Annotated in this window: 18 protein-coding genes and 1 pseudogene; 9 read left to right on the top strand and 10 right to left on the bottom strand. The window is 46.2% G+C overall.

Going from position 1 to position 23,406, the window contains the following annotated elements; genetic code table 11:
* Positions 1-167: 167 nt before the first annotated feature.
* Entirely contained in the window at positions 168-1,577 is a 1,410-nt protein-coding gene (locus tag WFI24_RS27560) for a PTS transporter subunit EIIC (RefSeq protein WP_336765132.1), read from the bottom strand.
* A gap of 297 nt (positions 1,578-1,874) precedes the next feature.
* Positions 1,875-3,167 (bottom strand): hydroxylamine reductase, encoded by a 1,293-nt coding sequence (gene hcp, locus WFI24_RS27555; protein WP_336765131.1) that lies wholly within the window; start codon positions 3,165-3,167, stop codon positions 1,875-1,877.
* 223 nt (positions 3,168-3,390) lie between these two features.
* Between hcp and WFI24_RS27550 the strand changes: the two genes are divergently transcribed.
* From WFI24_RS27550 to WFI24_RS27540, 3 genes are all read left to right on the top strand, one after another.
* Positions 3,391-3,762 carry a hypothetical protein gene (locus WFI24_RS27550; RefSeq protein ID WP_336765130.1) on the top strand — a complete coding sequence of 124 codons (372 nt, stop codon included), beginning with the start codon at positions 3,391-3,393 and terminating at the stop codon, positions 3,760-3,762.
* Positions 3,763-4,090: 328 nt separating this feature from the next.
* Positions 4,091-6,742 (top strand): cation-translocating P-type ATPase, encoded by a 2,652-nt coding sequence (locus tag WFI24_RS27545; protein ID WP_336765129.1) that lies wholly within the window; start codon positions 4,091-4,093, stop codon positions 6,740-6,742.
* 258 nt (positions 6,743-7,000) lie between these two features.
* Entirely contained in the window at positions 7,001-8,341 is a 1,341-nt protein-coding gene (locus WFI24_RS27540; RefSeq protein ID WP_336765128.1) for an MFS transporter, read from the top strand.
* Positions 8,342-8,457: 116 nt separating this feature from the next.
* Here WFI24_RS27540 and WFI24_RS27535 read toward each other — a convergent pair whose 3' ends face one another.
* Complete coding sequence (locus WFI24_RS27535) at positions 8,458-9,114, bottom strand: DUF2625 family protein (protein WP_336765127.1); 657 nt, start codon at positions 9,112-9,114, stop codon at positions 8,458-8,460.
* A gap of 177 nt (positions 9,115-9,291) precedes the next feature.
* Here WFI24_RS27535 and WFI24_RS27530 point away from each other — a divergent pair, with 177 nt between their 5' ends.
* Entirely contained in the window at positions 9,292-10,704 is a 1,413-nt protein-coding gene (locus WFI24_RS27530) for a right-handed parallel beta-helix repeat-containing protein (RefSeq protein ID WP_336765140.1), read from the top strand.
* 136 nt (positions 10,705-10,840) lie between these two features.
* Here WFI24_RS27530 and WFI24_RS27525 read toward each other — a convergent pair whose 3' ends face one another.
* Positions 10,841-11,824: a sensor domain-containing diguanylate cyclase gene (locus tag WFI24_RS27525; protein WP_336765126.1), complete on the bottom strand. Its 984-nt coding sequence runs from the start codon at positions 11,822-11,824 to the stop codon at positions 10,841-10,843.
* 24 nt (positions 11,825-11,848) lie between these two features.
* The gene (locus tag WFI24_RS27520) at positions 11,849-12,655 is read right to left on the bottom strand and encodes an alpha/beta fold hydrolase (RefSeq protein WP_336765125.1); all 807 of its coding nucleotides are present in this window, start codon (positions 12,653-12,655) and stop codon (positions 11,849-11,851) included.
* 219 nt (positions 12,656-12,874) lie between these two features.
* On the opposite strand from WFI24_RS27520, the gene WFI24_RS27515 reads away from it, so the two are divergent.
* Both WFI24_RS27515 and WFI24_RS27510 read left to right on the top strand, forming a co-directional pair.
* Positions 12,875-14,089, top strand: a complete 1,215-nt coding sequence (locus WFI24_RS27515) for an MFS transporter (RefSeq protein WP_336765124.1) — start codon at positions 12,875-12,877, stop codon at positions 14,087-14,089.
* Positions 14,082-14,645, top strand: a complete 564-nt coding sequence (locus tag WFI24_RS27510) for a TetR/AcrR family transcriptional regulator (RefSeq protein ID WP_336765123.1) — start codon at positions 14,082-14,084, stop codon at positions 14,643-14,645. Before WFI24_RS27515 ends, WFI24_RS27510 begins: the two co-directional genes overlap by 8 nt.
* 84 nt (positions 14,646-14,729) lie before the next feature.
* On the opposite strand, the pseudogene WFI24_RS27505 reads toward WFI24_RS27510, so the two are convergent.
* A pseudogene (locus WFI24_RS27505) lies at positions 14,730-16,365 on the bottom strand (nucleoside hydrolase-like domain-containing protein).
* A 333-nt stretch (positions 16,366-16,698) separates the two neighbouring features.
* Here WFI24_RS27505 and WFI24_RS27500 point away from each other — a divergent pair.
* Together WFI24_RS27500 and WFI24_RS27495 are read left to right on the top strand one after the other, a co-directional pair.
* Entirely contained in the window at positions 16,699-17,349 is a 651-nt protein-coding gene (locus WFI24_RS27500; protein WP_336765122.1) for a hypothetical protein, read from the top strand.
* A gap of 34 nt (positions 17,350-17,383) precedes the next feature.
* Entirely contained in the window at positions 17,384-17,941 is a 558-nt protein-coding gene (locus WFI24_RS27495) for a DUF1697 domain-containing protein (protein WP_336765121.1), read from the top strand.
* Positions 17,942-18,075: 134 nt separating this feature from the next.
* Here the strand turns inward: WFI24_RS27495 and WFI24_RS27490 are convergent, their stop codons facing one another.
* The 3 genes from WFI24_RS27490 to WFI24_RS27480 form a co-directional block, all read right to left on the bottom strand.
* Positions 18,076-18,468 (bottom strand): Hsp20/alpha crystallin family protein, encoded by a 393-nt coding sequence (locus WFI24_RS27490; protein ID WP_336765120.1) that lies wholly within the window; start codon positions 18,466-18,468, stop codon positions 18,076-18,078.
* Positions 18,469-18,629: 161 nt separating this feature from the next.
* Entirely contained in the window at positions 18,630-19,832 is a 1,203-nt protein-coding gene (locus WFI24_RS27485; protein WP_336765119.1) for an MFS transporter, read from the bottom strand.
* Between the two features lie 315 nt (positions 19,833-20,147).
* A complete protein-coding gene (locus WFI24_RS27480; RefSeq protein ID WP_336765118.1) occupies positions 20,148-21,107 on the bottom strand; it encodes a helix-turn-helix transcriptional regulator in 960 nt (319 codons plus the stop codon).
* Positions 21,108-21,418: 311 nt separating this feature from the next.
* Here WFI24_RS27480 and WFI24_RS27475 point away from each other — a divergent pair, with 311 nt between their 5' ends.
* Positions 21,419-23,005: a choice-of-anchor I domain-containing protein gene (locus WFI24_RS27475; protein WP_336765117.1), complete on the top strand. Its 1,587-nt coding sequence runs from the start codon at positions 21,419-21,421 to the stop codon at positions 23,003-23,005.
* Between the two features lie 126 nt (positions 23,006-23,131).
* Here WFI24_RS27475 and WFI24_RS27470 read toward each other — a convergent pair whose 3' ends face one another.
* A complete protein-coding gene (locus WFI24_RS27470) occupies positions 23,132-23,344 on the bottom strand; it encodes a hypothetical protein (RefSeq protein WP_336765116.1) in 213 nt (70 codons plus the stop codon).
* Positions 23,345-23,406: the final 62 nt, after the last annotated feature.

The raw sequence follows: 23,406 nt of genomic DNA, 5'->3' as shown, positions 1-23,406 counted from the left end.
TGTTTAAACTTCTGACCTTTAACTGCTGGCATAAAAAATGCACCCCTTAGAATTTCATCGGATAAACCAGGGGTTTAATCCAATGTCTATTCTAAGGGGTGCACTTCACAGGTACAGGCTCTTTCTTACAACCTTAATGCTAATTTTTTCAAATTACGTTCTACGTATTACTCGATGCTGGCTTTCAGTGCTGCCTTTCCCCGTTTTTGTCCTTTTCCTGCCATCCAATACGTCAGTCCACCTGAAACACCGAACGCAATAACCACACCAATGCAGGTGTGTAACAGATTCAGGCTGCCCTCTTCGATGAAGAGCGGGAGGCTGACCAAGCTCGGATTCCCCACCATAGCGAATGCCTTGACAGATAACAATCCGAAATATAGTCCACCCGCAGCTCCACCCAGCAATGCTGCGTAGAAAGAGGTTCTCTTTCTCATGTTGACCGCATACAATGCAGGCTCTACGACTCCAAGGAGGGCTGTTCCCGTTGCCCAGAAAGCAAGTCTTCTGGATGCTGGCTCTTTCGAGCGAATTCCGTTTGCAAGCGCGGCCCCCGCTTGTCCAACAATCGCCACTAACATGGCAGTAATCACCATGGAACCACCATTCATAACCATTTCATTAATTAGGATGGCAATCAGCCAGTAGTGTAATCCCATAATTAACATCAGTGAGAAGACCGCTCCCAGTAACATTACCGTCAACACTGGAACATTAGCTAACAGCGAATCCAATGCCTCCGGTAGATATTCATCGATCCAGGTACCAATAGGACCAAATATCATGAATACCAGTGGAACCAGGATCAATAACGTCAGGAACGGAGCAACAATTCCTTTGGAGAATGTTGGACTTATTCGTTGAACGGCTCTTTCCAGATACGACGCGACACAGATCGTTAGAATAACCCAGATGGCAGTCGAGTAAAAAGCAGGCTGGGACACGAGTGGCAAGCCCAGGAAATGGACGTCTTTTTCACCTGACATCATCATGGTCATCTCCGGATGGAACATCAATCCGCCAATAGATGCAGCAACATAGATATTGCTCTTCAACCGGTACGCTGTGCTGATGGCTACCAATACAGGCAGTAGATAAACAACACTGTCTCCAATGATCCTGAATATCGTAAAGGTCTGACTGTCCATCAATGCAGAAGAATCCGTTGAACCGTACGTATCCATTAACGTAATAATAGCGAGCAGTATCTTAATAACAGCGGCTCCGAGAATCGCAGGCATCAAGGGCCTAAACACATCGGAAACAAAGTGTAAGATCGAAGATCTGTTCTTCTTCCCGTGTCCTGCTTCCTGTAATATTGTTCCTTCCATTTCCCCAACGCCCATACCCAGTAACGTGTTGTAGATCAGGACAGATTCATCCTTTATTGCCAGATGGCACTGCTCACCTGTTACCCGAATATCTGCCTCATAACCAATGGAGGCCAAAATCGACATGTTCAATCGGCTGCTGTCCTTCAGTATCAACATCGTTGTACCCTTATCGTGCTCTACAAGCTTGATGTTCTCCGCGCCACATGTGAGTTTCAACCAATCTTCAACCTTCTTTTCATGCATATGTATAATCTCCTCATGTTACGGTAAACCCGTGTTTTGTGATGTGTTCTATCTAATATGCCTCTATCTATATACACATTTCCACGAAAAAACTTCAATAGGATAATAAAACTAATTTTCCTTACATTGTATGATCATTTATACAAGGTATATGGACCTATGAAGGTCGAAAAAGCAAAAAAAGCCTACTCTTATGTAGGCTCTTATCCATCTTTACTTATGAGTCATACTCGCCATACTCACAACCGACATTCGCAGTCATCAGATGGCGATGCACGTAACTATACACCCTTCATCCTATGACAATGCCAACATCGCGTTCATATCTTCTTCTGCCGTTGTAATTAACTTCAGGCCGAACATATCCACGAGTACATCCAGGACACCTTCTGATATGAACTCAGGTGGTTTGGGTCCGATCCGAATGTCCTGAATGCCCAGGCTGAACAGGCCAAGCAGGATGGCTACTGCTTTTTGCTCAAACCAGGACAGCACAATGCTGACAGGCAACTCGTTCACGGTACAGCCAAAAGCATCCGCCAAAGCCATTGCAATCTTCACGGTGGAACCGGAATTATTGCATTGTCCCAGGTCGATATAACGCGGTATGCCCGTGTCTCCAACCGTACCATAATCCACATCATTGAAGCGGAACTTGCCACAAGAGGTCGTCAGTATAACGGTATCATTCGGCAACGATGTAGCGAGTTCACGGTAGTAATTGCCGCCTTTGCCTGGCGCATCACAGCCCGCGATCACGAAGAATCGACGGATATGACCGTCTTTTACCGCCTGAATAATTTCGGGCGCAAGTCCGATGACCGTCTCATGATGGTATCCTGTCGTTAAGACTTGCTCGGATTGTACATCAGCCGCCGGCAGTGACAATGCGCGTTCAATTAGAGGTGAGAAGTCGTCATTCATAATTTTGGCAACACCCTCCAGACCCGCCACTTCATATGAGAAGAAGCGGTCTGCATATGTGCCTTTGATCGGCATAACGCAGTTGGTCGTTGCGAGAATGGCACCCGGAAATTGTTCGAACAGTCTGCGCTGATCGTACCACGCTTTACCGATATTGCCCTTGAGATGGGCATATTTCTTCAGCGCCGGATAACCGTGCGCAGGTAACATTTCCGAGTGAGTATAGATGTTGATTCCTTTCCCTTCGGTTTGACGCAGCAACTCCTCCAGTGCATACAGATTATGCCCTGTCACCACGATGCACTGTCCTTCGATCTGGTTCTGACTAACCGTTATCGGTTGCGGTATACCAAAGCGGTCTGTGTGCGCACGATCCAGCACGTCCATGATGCGGATTGCTGCATTGCCGACTTTCATCGCCATATCCAAATGCTCTTGAACATTAAAATTCGAATTCGTTAATGTCATATATAATGCCTCATGTGTAATCCGATCCACCTCAGGATCATGATATCCCAACTGGCGTGCATGTGTCGCATAAGCAGCAATCCCTTTTAACGCAAAGATCATCGTATCCTGCAAACTTGCGATCGTTTCATTTTTGCCGCATACCCCAACCACGGTACACCCGCCACTCGGCGTCTGTTCGCACTGATAACAAAACATATGGGTTCCCCTCCAAAATAGATTCAACACTGTTCGTTATGAAATAGCGTAACAGACCCCGATATGTCCATGTGTGATGGTGCACACAGTTTCTGATCCAACACCTATATATGGTTCTCTGAGACTATCATCCAATCCATACCTTTCCTCTCAACATATCCTGTTGAATAGATCGATCTGTCATCCAGGCAGATTTGTCTTGTAAACAAAGGGGGAACATCATATGGATAAACCTGTTTCGATCTCTCGCACCTATCCTCGACTGGCCGTATACAGTGAAGAGAATTTCAGGGGATTACGAAGAGTTTACCGTGGTAACCTGGGTATTGCTGATATCGACGCTGTCCTGACCGGGATTGAGAGTCTGCGGTTCTTCTCTACGAATCCGAATGCCACGCTTGTATTGTTTGATCGGTCACGTTTTCGTGATAATTTCGTTATTCTGCGGGGCAATCGCAATATTCGTGAACTGGACGACATCCTTAGAAGAGGAGATGTAGAATCGCTAATTGCTACGAATCAGCGGTTAACTTCAGCACAAGTCCGTAGAATTCAGCGTACTGGAAACCTGCCTCCAGGCTATCGTCTGATCTAAAATTCCTCCATGGTTCACACCACCATAAGTTTCATTCCAGTGATGCATGTTATGTCTCTGCATCACTGGAAATAATAACATTGGGAATGAAGCATATCTCGGCTCATTATGAAAAATACTGTGTACATAAGAAAAACTTCTGATCGAAGCACTATTGAGGGATACATTCGTGGTTTAGCGGTTGCTTTTCTTGTGATTATCCAATCCTTCAGCTCCGCTGAAAACTTATAGATTTTATAATCATAAAAAATTATGGAAATGAAACGATTCTAGATTTTGTCCGTAAGGGTAATACACAGAGAAATCTAATATTCAAGGAGCTGGTCAATTGCAACACTATAGACACAGTGCAGAGGAAACCCTTCAGGATGTACAGAGTTCTTCTAAGGGACTCACAACCTCCGAAGCTGCCAAGAGACTTGAAACGGAAGGATATAATGAGTTAAAAGGTAAAGATGCAACGCCAGTCTGGAAACTGTTCCTCGAAAATTTCAAAGATCCTATGGTCATCGTGCTGCTGATTGCAGCCGCGGTACAGGTTGTACTTGGACACCTGATTGAATCGTTGATCATATTCCTGGTTATTTTGCTTAATGCCGTGATCAGTGTAGTGCAAACCAAAAAAGCCGAGAGTTCGCTTGATGCGTTAAAACAAATGTCTGCACCCGAAGCCAAGGTCATTCGTGACGGCCAGAAAAAGACCATTCCAGCGAGGGAGCTCGTGCCCGGTGATATTGTTATGCTGGACGCAGGAGATTATGTCCCGGCCGACGGACGTATCTTGGAATCAGGCAGTTTAAAAATCAACGAAGGCATGCTGACCGGAGAATCCGAAGCTGCGGAAAAACACGCCGATGTCATCCCGGATGAAGCTCCTATTGGAGATCGTCGCAATATGGCCTTCAGTGGCTCACTGGTCGTATATGGACGCGGTATGCTCGTCATTACAGGTACGGCACTCAAAACAGAAATCGGAAAAATTGCTGAATTAATTGAAAATGCCGAAGCCAAGAACACGCCATTACAGCGCAAATTGGAATCTTTCAGCAAAAAACTGGGCTTTTTCATTCTTGGCTTGTCGATTCTCATCTTTGCCATTGAAGCTGGTCGCGTATGGTTAACCGAAGGTACGGAGAATATCGGACCATCCATCGTGAATGCACTGATGTTTGCGGTAGCCGTTGCGGTTGCTGCCATCCCAGAAGCACTCTCCTCCATTGTGACCATTGTATTGTCACTCGGAACGAATAAGATGGCCAAACAGCATGCGATCATTCGCAGACTGCCTGCCGTGGAAGCTCTCGGTTCTGCCAGCATCATCTGTACCGATAAAACAGGTACACTAACGCAGAACAAGATGACCGTTGTGGATTATTACATTCCCCATGGTACCAGGGATGAATTCCCCGATGATCCGGATCAGTGGTCGGAAGAGGAACGACGTTTGTTACATATTGCAGTGCTCTGCAATGATTCGAATATTAACCAGGAAGGCAAGGAACTGGGTGACCCCACCGAAGTGGCCCTCATTGCCTTCAGCAACCGGGTGAACAAGGATTACAACGAGATCCGTGACCAGTTCCCGCGTGAAGCCGAGCTTCCTTTTGACTCGGATCGAAAACTCATGAGTACGGTTCACACGTTTGAAGGACAGACGGCTTTGCTGACCAAAGGTGGTCCGGATGTGTTGTTCAGCCGCTGTAGCCATGTGTTTATTAACGGTGAAGTTCAGCCCCTGACACCTGAGATTCGTGCACAGTTTGAAGAAAAAAATGAAGCCTTCTCCAAACGGGCTTTCCGTGTGCTGGCCTATGCGTACAAAAAATTCGATGATAAAAACCAGGTCACCATTGATGACGAGCATGATCTGACGCTTGTTGGCCTGACAGCGATGATTGATCCACCGCGTGAAGCGGTGTACGGCTCTATTGAAGAGTCCAAAAAAGCGGGCATTCGCACCATCATGATTACCGGTGACCACAAAACGACGGCTCAGGCCATCGGTGTGGATATTGGCCTTGCCGAACCGGACGATCTCGCCATTACCGGAGCCGAACTGGACAAAATGTCTGATGAGGAGCTGGATAAACAACTCGAACACATCTCGGTCTACGCAAGGGTATCTCCCGAGAACAAAATTCGGATTGTTCGTGCATGGCAGCGCAAAGGAAAAGTTGCAGCCATGACTGGAGATGGAGTTAATGACGCACCAGCGCTGAAACAAGCCGACATCGGCGTAGCCATGGGCAGCGGAACAGATGTTGCCAAAGATGCGGCTGCCATGATTCTGACCGATGATAACTTTGTCTCCATCGTGAATGCGGTCAGTGTTGGGCGGATGGTATTTGATAATATCAAAAAAGCCATCGCATACCTGTTTGCCGGTAACCTCGGCGCCATTATCGCCATTTTGTTTGCCCTGATCGTCGGCTGGGTTAATCCGTTCACGGCCCTTCAACTGCTGTTCATCAATCTGGTGAACGACTCCCTGCCTGCCATTGCCCTGGGTACCGAGAAGGCCGAGCCGGATGTCATGCGGCGCAAACCGCGTGATATTAACGAAGGCATCTTCGCAGGCGGAACCCTGCAGGCTGTGATTACGCGTGGTGTCCTGATTGGTGCGGCTGTTATCGTATCCCAATATATCGGACTTGGCATCTCGGAGGAAATCAGTGTGGCTATGGCCTTTACAACCCTGATTCTGGCACGCAGTCTCCAGACTTTTGCAGCACGTTCCAACACACAGACCATCTTCCAGGTGGGCTTCACGACCAACAAATTGGTGCTTGGCTCGATCCTGGTATGTCTCTGTCTATATGCAATCACACTGATCCCAGGTGTGCGCGGCGTCTTCGCCATCCCGGATACGTTTGGCTGGAATGAGTTCCTGATTGCAGGCGGACTCGCTCTTGTCGCCGTCATTCTGATGGATGTCATCAAGTGGATTCGCAATCGCGGTAAACAAGTTACTGTGGCATAAAAGTTATAGAACGTACCTCTTATACTAAAAGTTTTATAAAGAAACAGGCGCCCTTCATCAGGGCGCCTATTGTTTATTAATCTATGAATTATCGTCTTACAGCACATAAATCCACATGTAATCCAAGCGTGAAATGGTATGACATTATTGCCATATGATGAAATGGAGTGTAAAATGATATATTGCTTTTATGCAAAATTAATTTCCATTTGAGGTTCTATCCGAATTCATATTCATACCCAAGACAGGAATGGTACCGTGAAAGATAAAATTGTCATGCCACTCTGGACATGCTGCCTGTTCATCGTTGTGATGAATACCACCATGTTCAATGTTTCTTTGCCAGTCATTATTCATGATCTTCAGATCACCTCAGATCTGGGGTCTTGGGTTATCTCAAGCTATTCGATTGGTTACGCTTTGTCGACGGTGATCTACAGTCGATTGTCAGACCGTATCCCGGTACGCAAACTGCTAACGGTTGGACTCCTGATCCTGGGATTATCTTCATTGCTGGGATTGTTCGCGCATAGCTTCGCGTTCCTGTTGCTGACACGCATACTGCAATCTGCGGGTGCAGGAGTTATGGCCGGTCTGGGTCTCGTCATTGCGAGTCGTTACATCCCGGTGGAACGGCGCGGAGCTGCCATCGCGCTGATCTCATCAGGTAGCGCCATGGCTTTTGGACTGGGTCCCATTGTCGGCGGACTCATTAGTGAGTACTGGGGCTGGAACGGACTTTTTGCCATAACGGTGCTTGTCCTGCTCGCCCTCCCCGTATTACTCTATTTCCTTCCCCGGGAAACGGTCAAAACGGATCAGCCGTTCGACTTCATTGGGGCTATATTAACCGTCATTAACGCCACTACACTTCTGGTAGCGATCACCCAGCAATCCTGGTTATGGTTCGCCATAGGCGTTATCTCGCTTATTGCACACCTCTTGTATATCCGTAAAGCGAATCTGCCGTTTGTGAATCCACAAGTGTTCCGAACGCCGGGATACACCCGGCTAATCCTTATCGGATTCTGCGTGCTCGTCGTGAATCTGGGCAATCTGTTTTTGATGCCGCTTGTGCTCGCTGATCTGTATGGGCGCTCTTCGCTGGCCATTGGTTTGCTGATTGCTCCTGGGGCAATCGTTGCAGCATTCTGTACCCGTTTCGTCGGACGCTGGATCGACCGTTATGGCAATATGCGATTCATGATCATCGGGCACACCCTGCTCGCAGCGGTACTTGCCTTATTCATGCTCGGACTTGACCAGTCCGCCTTGATCATTACCAGTGGTTATCTCTTTTTCTCACCGGCACTCTCAGCCTCCATGGCTTCACTGAATAATGAAGCGTCACGAGTGCTGCCCAAAGCGCAAATAGGTTCCGGTATGGGCATGCTACAACTGATTCAGTTCTTCGGTGGTTCAGTGTCTGTAGCCGTGTGTGGGCTGCTGCTGCACAGCATTCCGGGAGTCTCAGTAGAGGAAGCTTATCATGTGGTATATGCTTGTCTGTTGTTCGTCTGTGTTGTCTCACTCGGGCTGACTGTCTGGCATAGCAGAGCATCACGCTCAGGTATTGAACCTGTTACATTGGACAATTGATAATTGATGTTTAAAGTTCAGAACAAAAAGGCCCGCGCCAAGCGCGAGCCTCTTTTAGTTTGAAACAGAAATGCCGTTTTTTTAAAAGTGGATCACTCAATACAGCAGCATGTTGACTATTTCCCGTCCAGTGCGAACTTCCAGGCCTCCATTACGCTAATTGGGGCTTTACTACTGCTCTCACCGCTGCCTTCCTGTGTCCAAAGTGGTGGATAATAGGCAAATATTTGTCCTGTCTGTAGCTGAGACATTTCTTCCTGCCAGCCTTTCCAGCGAAAGGTCTGATAAAACTGCTCCAGATCCCCATTTGCGAGCCAATTCATGAAACCTGAATATGTCAGTTCTGTCGATTCCCATTCGAGTGTATCCGGTGCAAAATAATAGACCTGTCCCGTGCGGCCATACTTGCCTGTATCCATTCCGAAGAAACCGCCTGCCGCATCATATGCGACGACCATCATACCTTCCAGTACATCTACCCAAGGTTGCTCACTCACACCATTCCAACTGGTTAGACTCCCCGATGTACTGTCACCACCCGCACCAAGCAGCGTGATCCAGCCATGGTCCAGTACAATCCCTTCTGTCTCATAAGCAACAGCCCCCAAATAGGATTTGGTGCTTATTTGCAGACGATAGAGCGTATCCTCTCCAACCTCCTGCTTTGCTGGAACATACACATATGTATTTTGCCCGCTGTCCAGGAGTTCCTTGAGTTCTTCCCATGCGTGATTCTCCCGATCTACTAATTCAGCTATCGTTAATGTATTCATGAGCACTCTCCTCGCTGATTTTATAAGAGCATATCATGGCTTATTAACCCGTTCAAATCTGCTATAATCGATCTTCAAAGCTAAATGCAAGGGGGAAGCGATTTGACTCGCTTAGTTTTACTTATAATTCCGATTCTGATGCTGCTCGTATCCGGCTGTCAGAATCATACTGCTTCCATGAAGGAACCCGTTTCTGTTCAAAAGTCCGATCCCCAGGTCATCCATTACGTATCACCCCAAGGAAACGACTCGAATATAGGAACCATTCAATCTCCATGGAAAACGTTGCAGCACGCAGCAGACCATGCTTCCCCGGGAAGCACAATTTATGTGCGGGAAGGTGTGTATCATCAGAAAGTCAAAATCACCCGGAGCGGTAATTCTTCCGCTAATCCAACCCTATTTTCAAGCTATCCTCAGGAGAAGGTTATCATGGATGGCCAAGGTCTAACTGTCCGGGGGATTGAAGGGTTAATTGAAATTGAAAACGCCAGTTATATCACGATTCAGAATCTCGAACTTCGTAACTTTACAACCACACTTGGGGGCCAAGTTCCAACCGGGATCTATGTCCACGGAGCAGGTGAGCACATTCAGCTTTTGGGCAACACCATACACGCGATTGCTAATCACGCACCACCTGAAGGTCCCGATTTGCGAGGCAGAGATGCCCACGGAATTGCCATATATGGCACAGAGCACCCTCAAGCATTGCGCGATATCATCGTCAAGGATAATGAATTATATGATCTAATACTCGGTTCCAGCGAGTCACTTGCAGTCAACGGCAATGTCGATACCTTTGCCATATTGGACAATACCATCCATGATTCCGACAATATTGGCATTGATCTGATTGGGTTTGAAGGCACATCCGAGGATGATACATACGATCAGGCCCGGAACGGTATCGTGCGCGGGAACGAAGTATACGATATTACATCCAACGACAACCCCTCCTACGGAACAGATCTTCCCAATGATAGTAACTCGGCGGGCGGCATCTATGTGGATGGCGGGAAAGATCATATTATTGACCAAAACCGGGTATATCGGAGCGATATCGGAATTGAGATTGCCTCGGAGCATGCCGGACGTTCGACAAGCAACATTACGGTGAGGGATAACCTGATTTATTCCAACCGACTTACGGGCATTGCCATGGGTGGATATGACGAGGAACGGGGATCTACCGAGGAGAGTAAGATCATGTATAATACGCTGGTTGGGAATGATACGCTGAATGCAGGCAATGGACAGTTATTCATGCAATCCCGGACGATGAACAATACGTTCATGCATAACATTCTCGTATCGGGCAGCTCGGAAGTACTGATATACAACGAATATACTAGCAATACCGGCAATGTGTTTGACCATAATGTCTATTACTCACCAGGTGAGCAGCAAGATGCCCTGTGGGTTTGGAAAAATAAAGCCTACTCCGGCATCACCGCCTACATCAAAGGAACTGGTAACGATGCACACTCCATATATGTGAACCCGGCATTTATGGATGAGTCCAACGAAGATTTTCGTCTTCAGGCGAATTCTCCGGCGAAGGCGTATGGTTATCTTGCACCACGGTAAAGTTAATCTGAAACTAATCAAGTGGAATTAGCACCGCGTTGTTTCACGCAAATAAAAGGAGCCTGTGCATGAGGGGAATCATCTCCCTTATCATTGCACAGGCTTCTTATGGTTTTACTTTGCTCCAATCCATCCCTTAACCTCTTACCATCTGCGCTGCATGTGTCACCCGATTTCGTCCTCCGGTTTTGGAGGCATACAGGGCGTTGTCCGCTCTTTGGAACAAGGACTGTTCCGTATCTTCCTCGACTACAGTGGCCGCACCAATACTCACGGTAATGTTATATTCGCCCCAATCGGCTGAAGCAACCTGAGAACGATATCCCTCTCCGATGCCACTCGCTTGCTCCTCTTCACAATTCGAAAGGATGATGACAAATTCCTCTCCGCCGTAACGTGCTACCACATCCGTACCCCGTGATACCGATTGTAGCAGCCCCGCGAGATTGCCGAGCACCAAATCTCCAATGGGATGTCCGTACGTATCATTAATACTTTTGAAATGATCAATGTCCACAACCAGAAGAGAGAAATGACGTTGCTTCTCCTGGAATAGCAATAGTTTCTCAGCCATTTTCTCTTGGAAGAACCTGCGATTCTTCAGTCCTGTCAGTAGGTCGGTGGAAGCCAGTGTCTCCAACTGATCATTCACTTTCATTAGCGCCTGCTCTTTGATCTTGTATTCCTCGTGTAATCGTTCAAGCTCCTTATTCGCTTCTTGGGTCGCTTGATACAACTCTTGTAGCTTCGTTTTGGTATGCAAAATATCCTTCTCATGTTCGATTCGCTTACGCATGACTACAACGACACAATCTACCACGCTTTCCCCATTACGGGTCTGACGAATACCGTTAAGCAGAACGGGAACAGCCTGCTGATCACGGGTACGGAAACTAAAGTACATCTCGTCCACATGTCCATATAACTGGATGTAGGGATAGAAATACGTATGGAAAAACACCTTGTTGCTCACCGACATGGTGGATTCAATATGTTGCCCTATGAGCTCATCGCGTTTGTATCCAAGCATCGTAAGCAAAGTTTGATTCATCGACTGTACGACGCCCGAATCAGAGATAGAGAAGTATCCACAGGGGGCTGAATCTAGTTGGGTATCCATCAATAACAGCCTTTCTTCCGAATTTTATGCGCTCGTCAAATAATCCTTAATCATTCGGATCGTTTCTTCCGGTTGACTTAGATGTGGATAATGACCCTTGGCCGTCATCTGTTGCAACCTGCTATTCTTCAGATGAGCGTGTAAATAATCCCCTACTTCAACCGGGGCAATACTGTCCTCAGAACACTGAAGAATCAACGTTGGTACAGTTGCCTGATCCAGATCAATACGACAGTCAGATAAAAACGTCACTTCGGCAAATTGTCTCGCAATATGCGGATCTCTGGAACAGAAGCTTTTCTCCAACTCTTCCGCCAGATCTTTCCGTTCCGGATTGTTCATCACAATCGGTGCCAGATAACTTGCCCAGCCTATAAAATTCATCTGCATCATCTCAAGCAATTCATCGATATCATTCCGATCAAAACCTCCATAATAACTTGGAAGATCATTCACATAACGTGGGGAAGGCCCCAACATGACAATCTGTTTGAAATATTTGGGGTTACGAATGGATGCCAGCATGCCGATCATACTGCTGACAGAATGACCGACAAATATGGTATCTCTTAATTCAAGTGCTTCCATAATTTCCAGCACATCCCGGGCGTACCCTTCAAGGTTGTTATATTTAACAGCATCATAATAGTTGATTTGAGATTCGCCAGATCCAACATAATCAAACAAAATTACACGATAGTTTTCGCTAAAAGCAGGGACGATGTAACGCCACATATCCTGATCACATCCAAAACCATGGGCAAATACAATCGTTTGGCTACCCGAGCCAAGCACTTTAACATTATTTCTAACAAGCACATCAATCGTCATTTCATATCACCTCTCTGAGGTAGTACTCTCTCGAATCATTTTATCTGATTATTATATCGGAAAATGTTGGGATATGGATTAAAAATTATTAATTACTTCTCTCATCGACAAATAAATCATTAAACAATGCTCTGAATAGGCACTTTACAATCTGACTATCGTCAGGTAAAATCAGTTCAACATGTCGCGCGACAGAGATCAATATTACGGAGGAAAACCATGATTTCTTCAACACACAGCCCAACTCCTCAGCAACTCTGGGGAAGATCATTCCTATTTATCATGTTAGCCAACGCATTATTGTTCATGGCCTTTGAAATGCTGCTTCCCACCTTACCCTTATTCGTCTCAAGTCTGGGTGGAGAAGCATCCCAGATCGGTTTTGTTACTGGCATATTTATGTTCTCTGCCATCTTGATTCGCCCCTTCACATCTGTTTTGGCAGCTCGAATAGATAAAAAATATCTATTGATTATCGGCATCACCATCTGCGCATTAATGACAGGTGCATACTACCTATCGTCAGGTATTTGGATGATTCTCGTATTCCGAGTGATCCATGGATTCGGATTTGGTTTGGCAACGACATACTTTGCGACGATTGCTACAGAAAACATACCCAGGGATCGCCGGGGAGAAGGCATGGGGTATTTCGGTGTAGGGGAAACCGTCGCCATATCCATTGGTCCGTTGATCGGCACCAGCCTGTTGTTTAAGTACGACTATCAGAGCCTGTTTATGGGAGGCATGTGCATTTTGCTGTTAGCACTCCTGATGACAGTGTTTGTATCCAGAAAACCGAAGACAGGAGTTAATAGCGAATCCACGCAAACCCATGTCCCTTCGGTGAAACTGATCGAAAAGAAAGTACTCTTCCCTTCCTTGTTGATTATGCTCGTTGGCGTTGCAGCCGGTTCAATCATGTCTTTCGTAGCTTTATTCGCCGCCGAAAGAGGGTTTGAGAATATAGCCTGGTTTTTCTTTGTCATTGCCATCGCCAGCTTCGCCGTCCGACTATTCTCGGGGAAAATGTTTGATCGATTGGGACCAGGCTCCGTGTTGCTGCCTTCTGCTGTGTTTGCAATTGCAGGACTGCTGGTTCTAATTATCGCGCAGAATGATGTGCAATTCCTGATCGCTGGCGCGTTATACGGCTTTGGCTTTGGTGCCATATTCCCGGCAATTCAGACCTGGTGTGTGAATCTTGTGGAGGAACATGAGCATGAGAATGCGATGGCTTCCTTCTTTAATTTCTTTGACCTCGGGATTGGCGGTGGTTCGTTGATCCTGGGCGTTGTGGCTTCTGCATTTTCCTATACGGTCGTGTATGCTATCTCTATAGTCATTTTTGTGGTATATATCTTGTTATATTTGGTATACTCCCAAAAACAGCAGAGGTATACAGCTCGCCAACTGGAGGTAGACATTGAGTAAAAAACGAATCAAGGAAATTGCCATTCAACATTTTAATCGTCTGGGGTACGAGGGGACCAAGATGGCGCAGATTGCCGAAGAGGCAGGCATTCGCAAGCAATCCCTGGCTTATCATTATTCATCCAAAAAAGCGTTATTGCTGGAGTTATATGAGGAAGTCGTGCAGGAGGAACAGCGGTTTGTACGCCAATTTTTCAGCGAGTCTGCTACCCAAACGCTGGATCAGCAGCTATATGCCTTTTTACATGAACACAAAAATCGTTTCCTGACTCACCCTAACGTTGCTTTTATGTATATCCTGTCCTTTATCACACCGCTGGAGGTGCATGATTTTGTGCTCGCGCAGTATCGATCGTACCTTGGGACATTGAAGGAAGAGCTGGCAGCCGTATTTACCAGACATCCCGATATACGTCTGAGTCCGGAAGAAGCCACTGTAGCCTTTGTCACCGTGATGGATGGACTGGATGTACAGCTCGTGTATGAGACTCGGCAATCCTATGAACAAGCTTTGGCGATTACCTGGAATGTCTTCTGGTCAGGCATCCAGCGTTAACGGATCGATTACGATGAGACTACACCAATAAGAGGGGCGTCCCGCCAGCCATGTTGATGACTTTTGGGACAGCCCCTCTATTCCTTATTTCACGGTTAAGATCACACGTTGATAATGCTTCAACTGATGCTCTCCATCATCCTGTACTTCAGCAACGATATGAATGGTATCGCCCGATTTGGCATCGTCAGGTATAGTGAGTGTCACCGTTTCAGTATCACTGCCTTGCAATTTTATCGTATCCACCTGCTCATCCTTGGCAAGTTCACGATGTAAACCCAGCAACAGGTCACCCGCCATTTCTGGCTGAACTTTGCTCTGTTCTACTTTGGAATCCTCATATGTGTCCGCTTCGAAATATCTCCACCACGTATACGTCAGTTGATCTCCATCCGGGTCTGTGCCTTCCGCGTGAAGAGTAACTTCCTCCCCAGGACTAACACTCAGATCCACCCCTTCCTTAATCGTTAATGACGGATTATGGTTGGCACCTTCGTAAGCGTCTGCAACTGCCCAGTCTGCACGTGCTGCAAAATCATCCTGGATATCGTCAAACCATCTCATCAAAGAGTACTCGGCTTCATACCGTTTCGTATAGGGATCGTAATCAAGCACATTGTTTCTAAACAGCTTGTCGTTCACGACGCCAAAGCGTCCACCCCAACCGCCGTAGGAAGGGTCTTCCATACTGCGCAGCCCATTATCGATCAGATAAAAGAAGGAAGGAGAATCACCCTCGGATATAAAATCGTATTTGTCGTACTGCGGATTGTTTTTTAGATATTCAGCACTTCCACGTTGTTCTTCGGCCAGTTCACCCTCGATCATTTTGCCGTCACCCATCGATGCATACATATCCATCAGCTTGCCATGTCCGTCCAGAATGTTCTTGATCATCCAGTCACCATGAAGCTTGCTGTTCACTTCTTCGGCATGCATCTTCCATGCATAGGCAAAATGCCAGAAGTTCGATTGGTCATTAAGAATGCGGATATCCGGCCAATTCTTCGCAATGTATTCGTTGTAGCTGTCATCCTGATCCAGAATGATATACAGGACCAGTTTATCACTGACTTTTTTGCGAATCGTTTCCCACTCAGCCGTGTCCTTGTACTGTTCCTCAATCGATTTCAGCGCTCGGGCTGTGGTATTGGTGCCACCCCAGGTCTGAACAATCAGATCACGGGAGTCATCGTCGAGGAAAAGAGTTTCGAGGAACTCGGAACCTTCGGTTTCCTTCTCCATCTCCCCTTTATCGGAAATATTACCGATCTTGGTCATCGCTCGAAGCTGTTCCGGCTCCGGATAGCCCTCCGCATGTTTGAGACAAGTTCGGGTAGATCTCTCCATAGGCATCGATCATGTCGTATACCCACTGTGTGCCTGTCCAGCGGAACGGTTTGATCCCCGCTTCCTCTTCTCCTGCATAATGATACACCGAACTGGTCAGTACAATTCCGGCGAGGTCCATCTCATTCGAATACAAGAGGAAACGAATGACGGAGTTCATATCATCCACTTCACCGTCGGTTGTAATCACCGTTCTGCCTTTGGCGGCTTGGTTGTTTGCAGGTTCCTGAGTTTCATTTTCTGCCTGTTCTGTCGTCTGATTCGGTGTGTCACTCGCGGTTTGCGGCGCTTTGGATGCGCATCCACTAATCACCATGATTATACTTAGACAACCTGCGGCAAAACCGTTTAACCATTTTCTCTTGTTCATAATGCTAATGCTCCCCTTTCTTCTGTACAGCGTGATGTTAGTATTGGGATAAGTACGTCCTCTGTTTTTCTATCCTTAATATGGACCGTTGAATGCAAAAAAACCCGAACATCACTATGAATGGGACCAAGTCCACGCATAATGATACTCAGGTTTTGCCTGCCCGAAGCAGTAACAATCCTTATTTGAGTGAAAGTATACCATGTCCACTCAGGAATGTAAACGTATTCAAATGTTTTTTTGAATTCATCTTTGATATAGTATAATGCTTATAGCCAAGAATCAAATGATCGGCGTAGTACTAAACCAATTCATCGGGAGGAATCAGACACCATGCAACAACTGGATGCGGCCTTAAGCCGTTTTTTGGAACAGCAGGATTTATATAATGAAGCTTATGGACTTTTCCAAAATCATGATCTGCGTCCCCGCGAACAACATCACCAGCCGGAAGTGGATACACGAATACCTCTTTCACCGGAACTTCAGTACCTCTACAGCCACTACGAAATGGTGGATTCCGAAGCTGAAGGTACACTTAAAATGAAAAATGCCGCCGTCGAAATCGGTGATGCCGCATTGATCTCCTTTGTCGCACCTGAACATCTGCTTCGTCAGCAACTGGGGTTCCGCTGGATTGGCATGCATGAACCTTATGAGGAGTCCTCCACTTGGCCAAGAAATCACGTCGTCATCGCAAACTTTAACGATGATCCGTTAATCGTAGATACTGAATCGCCGAACTCTCCTGTATATGCGGCTTTTACAGGGGGAGAACCTAATCGCGTCGCTGACTCGCTGTCTGACTTTTTCAGTGCACTAGCTATCCTGATTGAAGCAGCAAGAAGTTATGACGGGGAAGTGAAAGATGAAGAAACCTATGAAACCAAGCCCGAGTATCTGGAGCAAGTGGAACCTTTATTGCAAGATCTGTTGGGAGAAGAGTATACTGCTCATCTTTTCGAGTATCTGTCCTTTTGTTAAAACGGTGAATTGAAGGAATTGGAGGGCCATCCATATGAACTATGTAGCCTTGTTACGGGGCATTAATGTAGGCGGTAACAATAAAATCAATATGAAGCAGCTGAAAGAAACGTTTGAACAAGCTGGCATGCTGGACGTCGTTACCTACATCAACTCTGGCAATATTATTTTTGCCGATCATCAGGAACGTGCCGATGCAAATAGGGAGATATCTCATGTGTTAGAGCAGGCCATCGCCGCCGATTTTGGCTTACAGATCAGAGTGATGGTGCGAAATATGGATGAAATTCAATCCGTTATTCAGGCGCTACCAGCAGAATGGGTTAATGATGACACGGCCAAAAGTGATGTACTGTTTCTCTGGGATGAAATCAATGATCCCTCTGTGCTGGACAAACTGCCCATCAAACCGGAAATCGGCACGCTGATCTATGTTCCCGGAGCCATTTTATATTCAGTCAGCAGAGAGGACGCAGGTAGAAGTGGCATGAACAAGCTTATAGGGTCCAAAGTCTATACTTATATGACGGTTAGAAACGTGAATACCACACGTAAGATATATGCATTAATGCAAGCAGCAGCAGAGAAATAAATCGGACCCAGCAAAATAGATATTCAATTATTTCTCGTGCAATTCAGTGAAAAATAAAGCATGCAGGAGACATCCTTATGGATGTCTCCTGCATGCTTTTCACCATATTAGGAAACTATTCTTTTCTCTGTATATCAGTCAATTTGAATGCGTCTGCAAGATTGATCATCACCAGGACGTTTCGGAATCTCGAGTTTCAGCACACCATCTTCCAATCTGGCCTTAATGTGCTCCTCATCAATACGATCAACATAGAAACGTCGGATAAATTCACCGGATCGGCGTTCCTGCCGAATGATGCGATTGGAGTCATCCTTCTGCTCCACCACATCATTGCGTTTGGCACGAATAATCAATTCATTACCTTGAACCTGAATGTCTATATCCTCTTTGGCGATGCCCGGCAGCTCGGCTTCAACCGAATATTTGTCTACTTCTTCACGAATGTCGGTCCGAAATGGCTGGGAGCCAGTTCCAAAAGGGGAGAGGAATGAGGTCTCAACCATGTCATTGAAGGATTTCAACATGTGTCCGAATGGGTCTTCATTTCGTATAATACCAGCGCAAATCAGGCTCAAAGTCCGTAAAAGTCGAAATAAAACGATTATCTTACACCTTAGTTCACTATTTTAAAATAGATCCTTTTTTCTTTCGTTTTGACCTTTTTTGACCTTCTGACTTTTTCTGACTATACCGAATGAATGGCGTCCGCTACAGTATTGGATTCATTTTTCCGCATTCCCAGCATCATGATTGCCAGCAAGACGACCAGAACAGCTACGAACATAAATGGAATATGTCTATCCACCTGGTAGAGTGTCGTTGTAAGTAACGGAGTAATGACGGCAGATATCCCTTGAATCGCTGCTACCAACCCTGCCGCACCTCCCTGCTGTTCTTTGCTGACCGCGAGCGAAGCACCTGCCATGAACCCCGGCATCATCAGACCCGAACCCATGCCGAACAGGAAGAATGAGAAATAATACATGGGTAACACATTGAAGACCAGAAACAGGATCATGCTTGTTATCAGAAAAAGGGATCCGAGCATAATCATTGGACGTGGCTGCCATTTCAACCATTTCATCTGAATGACCTGCATGATCAACATGGCTGCTCCAGAGAACATGAGACCAAACGAAACCATTCGGGCCGTCGCGGCTGGTGATAGAGCCATTTGATCCTGAAAATAAAATCCCCCGACAACCTGCAATGTCATGATGCCAATCATCGTAACCAAGCCCGCAGCAAGATACATTCGTAACCCACGTTGGAGCGGGTTGACTTTAGGCGGCTTTTCCTGAATGATCGGTTTGGCTGCTGGAATTAACAACAAGGCGATAATAAATGCAGCGATCGCTATAAAAATGCCAAAATAAAGCGGCCACAGCAGACCGATGATCGTAAATGCTCCTGCAATGGCGGGTCCAAATACAAGGCCAAGTCCATTCGCAGCGCTGATCATGGCCATCCCGCTTCCCCGCTCCTCCCCTTCTGTCACATCACCCATGTAGGCTTGAGCAGAAGAAAGCACAGCAGGAATAAACATGCCGATCAGACTGCGCGTCACAATCAGGAGGGTAAGCAATACGCCTCCTCCGATCCATGCATTCAATCCCCCGTACAGTGTCATAGCGAATAACGCACAGCTCGCGGCCATACCTATAAATCCAATCAATATGACGGGTTTTCTGCCCTTCAGATCACTGAATCGTCCCCATACCGGAGCCATAACAGCCATCATAATGGACCCCAGCGAAATAATAAGACCGGAATGACTTTCTTTCATGCCTAACTCCCGAATAAGCGGTGGCATAATGGGTGCAATCAGCATCATACCCAACATGGCTGCGAATACGCTAAAAAAAATACTTCCTCTGATTCTGTTCATGCTTATACACTCCTCTATATTTCAGTACAGTATCCACTGTACTTGGAGTATACAAGGCTGAGAGAATCCCCACTGCCTCTATACGGAACAATTCACGGCAAGGCGGATTTATTAATCTTATTTTATATAAGATGAACCAATAAAACGTTACACCAGACCACTACGATTGCAGTACCATCTTCCGATCGCTGTTATCACCGGATTTCTGTGATTCCCTTCTATGATGGGAAAAATCCGTTGATAAAGGCGAACGCTCCGCTTCTCCAGACTGATTCTGCACTCTTCGTTCTCGTGTAATGTTTCAGTTCATCTTATTTAATAAATCTTTTTCATCTCGGAGGGCTTCACGCCGAATTTGCGATAAAATTGCTGCGAAAAGGCACTGACATTACTGTAACCGACCGCAATGGCGGCCTCGGTAACGTTGTTATCCTGATTGCGCAGCAGCTTCATGGCGTTGTCGAGACGAACCTGACGCAAATATTCGAAGACCGTGCTTCCGAATAGCGCCTTGAATCCTTTTTTTAATTTAAAATCGTTAAGACCCACTTGTCTGGACAATGCTAGCAAGGATGGAGGATCTACCATGCAAGCCTCCATAATCTCCCGTGCCGTATGTAACTTCCGGATGTCCTCTCTGGAGAACCCTGCGGGGATTGGCGCCAGATCAAACAGCTGGATCATAAATCGATTCAAGATCTCCAAGGCTGTCGCTTCCATCATTAAGGAGGATCGGTAACTGTTGTTTAATTCCACAATCAGACTGTCAATCATCGTTCGTATTCGTTTATCCAGTTGAAATACAATCGGCTTAAACGCCTTTCGTCCCAACACCTGTTTAAAATCAATGGACTTGAAACTACCCAGTTGTGCCGCCGCATAATTGAACAGATTCACCGGAATCCCCAGCGAAAAAGAAGTATACGGTTCCCTGGCCGGAGGATGGAACCACGCTTCGAAATCATGCATGAAAATGAGGGCACCTTGCCCAATCGATAACGAATACTCCTGTCCAGAGATATCGACATGCCGTTGACCTGCCAAGGCAAATTGCAACTCCACAACGGGTGTCTCGGACGCAAAATACGTTGGATACGGCTGATGATATTCAACCTGGGAATATAAAATCTCAATGCCACTGTATGTTGTCACTCTTTTGACCTTACCGCTACCCGCCTTGGAAGAGAGCAGATACGTGTGTTCATCTTGCTGACTATAAGGCTCTTGGGTCAGGTAATGCTGATATACTACGCCTAATGCATCATCCGTGCGCATGGGTATTCACCTCGCCTATATCTTGATCAGACTTGTCAGTAAAGAAAGCCCGAATTAATTGATAATGATTCTCAATTATAATTCTAGCGTATTTTCTCCCGTTCGACCAGTCCTATATATATGAAGGTTCACGTCTGCTTTTTTGCAACACCATTTTATACACTAACTTACATATCCAATTTGGAAAAATATCTCTTATCTAACCTTTTACACAAATCGCAGACTTCTCTTACCTCTCCTTAACATAAGCTCCCTATACTAAAACAATTGTACAACTCACACACACGAAACGATAAAGGGGATCTGGAACATTGAAAAAGAGAAATCAATGGCTTACTGTTCTGTCGATGACTGCCATTCTTACCGCAGGAGCAACCAGCTACACATCCATGATTCATGCTGCTGACGCAACTAAAACCACCAATGATCATGTCGTACTGCGCACAGCCATCCAAAATATGCAGGGTACGGTCACATGGAACGGAAGCAGTCGCAGTGTTGATATCCAGATCGCAGATACTAAAGTACAACTTCCTGTAGGGACGTCTTCAGCCACCATCAACGGTGTGAAAACCCCTTTGGACAGTAAAAGTTACATCACCAATGGGACAACCTATGTATCTTCCCAAACGCTAAAATTAATTACGGATCAATTGATCCTCAACCAAAATAAAACGGGTTTTGAACAGACCGCATCCTATCAGATGCCTGGCGGTAAAGCTGAAATATCAGCCTCCACCCCAGATGGACAGCGCCTGCTCGTAACCGAAGCGGACAATGGCAGCATTGCCGTACTGGACATTGCTGACTTGAAAAACATCAAAGTATTAAAGACAGTCAGCTTCCATGACCTCTCCCCCAAAGCTGAAGTTACAAGCGTAACCGTGTCCAAAGATGGTAAATATGGTCTGGCTGTTATTCGTACAGGGGACACAGACAGTGAAGCAAACAAAGGGTTGCTTGCCATTGTGGATCTGACAACCTACAAAACCGTCAAAACGTATGAACTGGGCATTGGTCCTGACTCGATTGCACTGTCACCTGACGGTCTGCATGCGGTGATCGCGATAGAGGATGAAGAGCTGAATACAGCTGCCGATGAAATTGACTATGCCAACACCAAACGTCCGGGTAGCATTATGGTTGTATCTTTTGCTGGCGGGAACGTATTGGAGGGTGAAATCACCAACTTGCCGGTATCTCTGGACAATGTAGAAGGCGCCATCTATCCGCATGATCCACAACCGGAGTATGTTGCCATTAGTCCAGATAGCAAAACAGCAGCCATCACGCTACAGGAAAACAATGTCGTTGCCATTGTAGATCTGGAGACGAAAAAGATCAGCTCAATCTTCGCTCTTGGCACCACTTCACATCCAGCGGATCTGAAAGATGACGGTGTAGTTCAATTCACAGAGGGTCTAACCGCTCGTTATGAACCGGATGGAATTGCTTTCTCTGCAGATGGTAAATACCTGCTGACAGCCAATGAAGGGGACTTGGGCAAGAATGAATTTGAGGATGGTATAAAAGCGGGCGGACGCAATATTGCTGTCTGGGATCTACAAGGCCAGCGAATGTACGATAGCCAGAACCTCATTGACGAGGCAACCGCTATGGTCGGCTTGTATCCCGATGATCGCAGTCCCAACAAGGGAAGTGAAGTGGAGAATCTAACAGTTTCTACTGTAGACGGCACTACGTATGCAGCCGTAGCTTCTGAACGGGCAGATGCCATCCTGTTCTTCGATCTTGCTGATCCAGTCAATCCGGACTACCTGGGTCTGATTCCTACAGCTGGAGAATCACCAGAGGGAATTCATCGTGTTAACGGACGCAGCCTGTTTGTGAGTGCAGATGAAAGTACTGGAACCCTTAGTTTTTTTGCCAAGAAATAGTTCGAGCACCCTTGGTATGTAAAGGCTGAAATGAGCGCGTTGTATTGAGTAGGTGGGGGCGAAAAGCCCCTATCCTCTCATACTATTGTACGCGCTATTCCATTTACCCACATAATGCTACAAAGGTTATCGGCGCTTCATATCTTCCAATTCCCGCCTGTTCCGCTCTACTTCCTCTTGTAACACTCGTACTTCCATCCTTAATGTGGATACTTCCTCTTTGACGCCAGACCTCTTCATCCCAAGATAGAAAACCAGATATAATACAAGACCAATCATAATAAAGAAAATTAATAGCGTTATAATCCCAGCAATACCAAAATTACTAACTCCATTCATAATGTACGTTTTCCCCTTTCCCATATCTTATTAATTTATATTTACAACAATACCATAATTAA

Origin of the sequence: Paenibacillus sp. USHLN196, from assembly GCF_037144955.1 — a bacterium.
Classification (GTDB): domain Bacteria; phylum Bacillota; class Bacilli; order Paenibacillales; family Paenibacillaceae; genus Paenibacillus; species Paenibacillus xylanexedens_C.
This window is presented reverse-complemented; position numbering and strand designations above follow the sequence as displayed.

What these genes read in the sequence shown, in the direction of transcription:
- WFI24_RS27535 (WP_336765127.1), bottom strand. Translation starts at nt 9,114, where the DNA reads ATGAATACATTAACGATAGCTGAATTAGTAGATCGGGAGAATCACGCA.
- WFI24_RS27470 (WP_336765116.1), bottom strand. Translation starts at nt 23,344, where the DNA reads ATGAATGGAGTTAGTAATTTTGGTATTGCTGGGATTATAACGCTATTA.
- WFI24_RS27560 (WP_336765132.1), bottom strand. Translation starts at nt 1,577, where the DNA reads ATGCATGAAAAGAAGGTTGAAGATTGGTTGAAACTCACATGTGGCGCG.
- hcp (WP_336765131.1), bottom strand. Translation starts at nt 3,167, where the DNA reads ATGTTTTGTTATCAGTGCGAACAGACGCCGAGTGGCGGGTGTACCGTG.
- WFI24_RS27495 (WP_336765121.1), top strand. Translation starts at nt 17,384, where the DNA reads ATGAACTATGTAGCCTTGTTACGGGGCATTAATGTAGGCGGTAACAAT.
- WFI24_RS27480 (WP_336765118.1), bottom strand. Translation starts at nt 21,107, where the DNA reads ATGCGCACGGATGATGCATTAGGCGTAGTATATCAGCATTACCTGACC.
- WFI24_RS27525 (WP_336765126.1), bottom strand. Translation starts at nt 11,824, where the DNA reads ATGGATACCCAACTAGATTCAGCCCCCTGTGGATACTTCTCTATCTCT.
- WFI24_RS27530 (WP_336765140.1), top strand. Translation starts at nt 9,292, where the DNA reads ATGAAGGAACCCGTTTCTGTTCAAAAGTCCGATCCCCAGGTCATCCAT.
- WFI24_RS27490 (WP_336765120.1), bottom strand. Translation starts at nt 18,468, where the DNA reads ATGTTGAAATCCTTCAATGACATGGTTGAGACCTCATTCCTCTCCCCT.
- WFI24_RS27500 (WP_336765122.1), top strand. Translation starts at nt 16,699, where the DNA reads ATGCAACAACTGGATGCGGCCTTAAGCCGTTTTTTGGAACAGCAGGAT.
- WFI24_RS27520 (WP_336765125.1), bottom strand. Translation starts at nt 12,655, where the DNA reads ATGACGATTGATGTGCTTGTTAGAAATAATGTTAAAGTGCTTGGCTCG.
- WFI24_RS27485 (WP_336765119.1), bottom strand. Translation starts at nt 19,832, where the DNA reads ATGAACAGAATCAGAGGAAGTATTTTTTTTAGCGTATTCGCAGCCATG.
- WFI24_RS27550 (WP_336765130.1), top strand. Translation starts at nt 3,391, where the DNA reads ATGGATAAACCTGTTTCGATCTCTCGCACCTATCCTCGACTGGCCGTA.
- WFI24_RS27515 (WP_336765124.1), top strand. Translation starts at nt 12,875, where the DNA reads ATGATTTCTTCAACACACAGCCCAACTCCTCAGCAACTCTGGGGAAGA.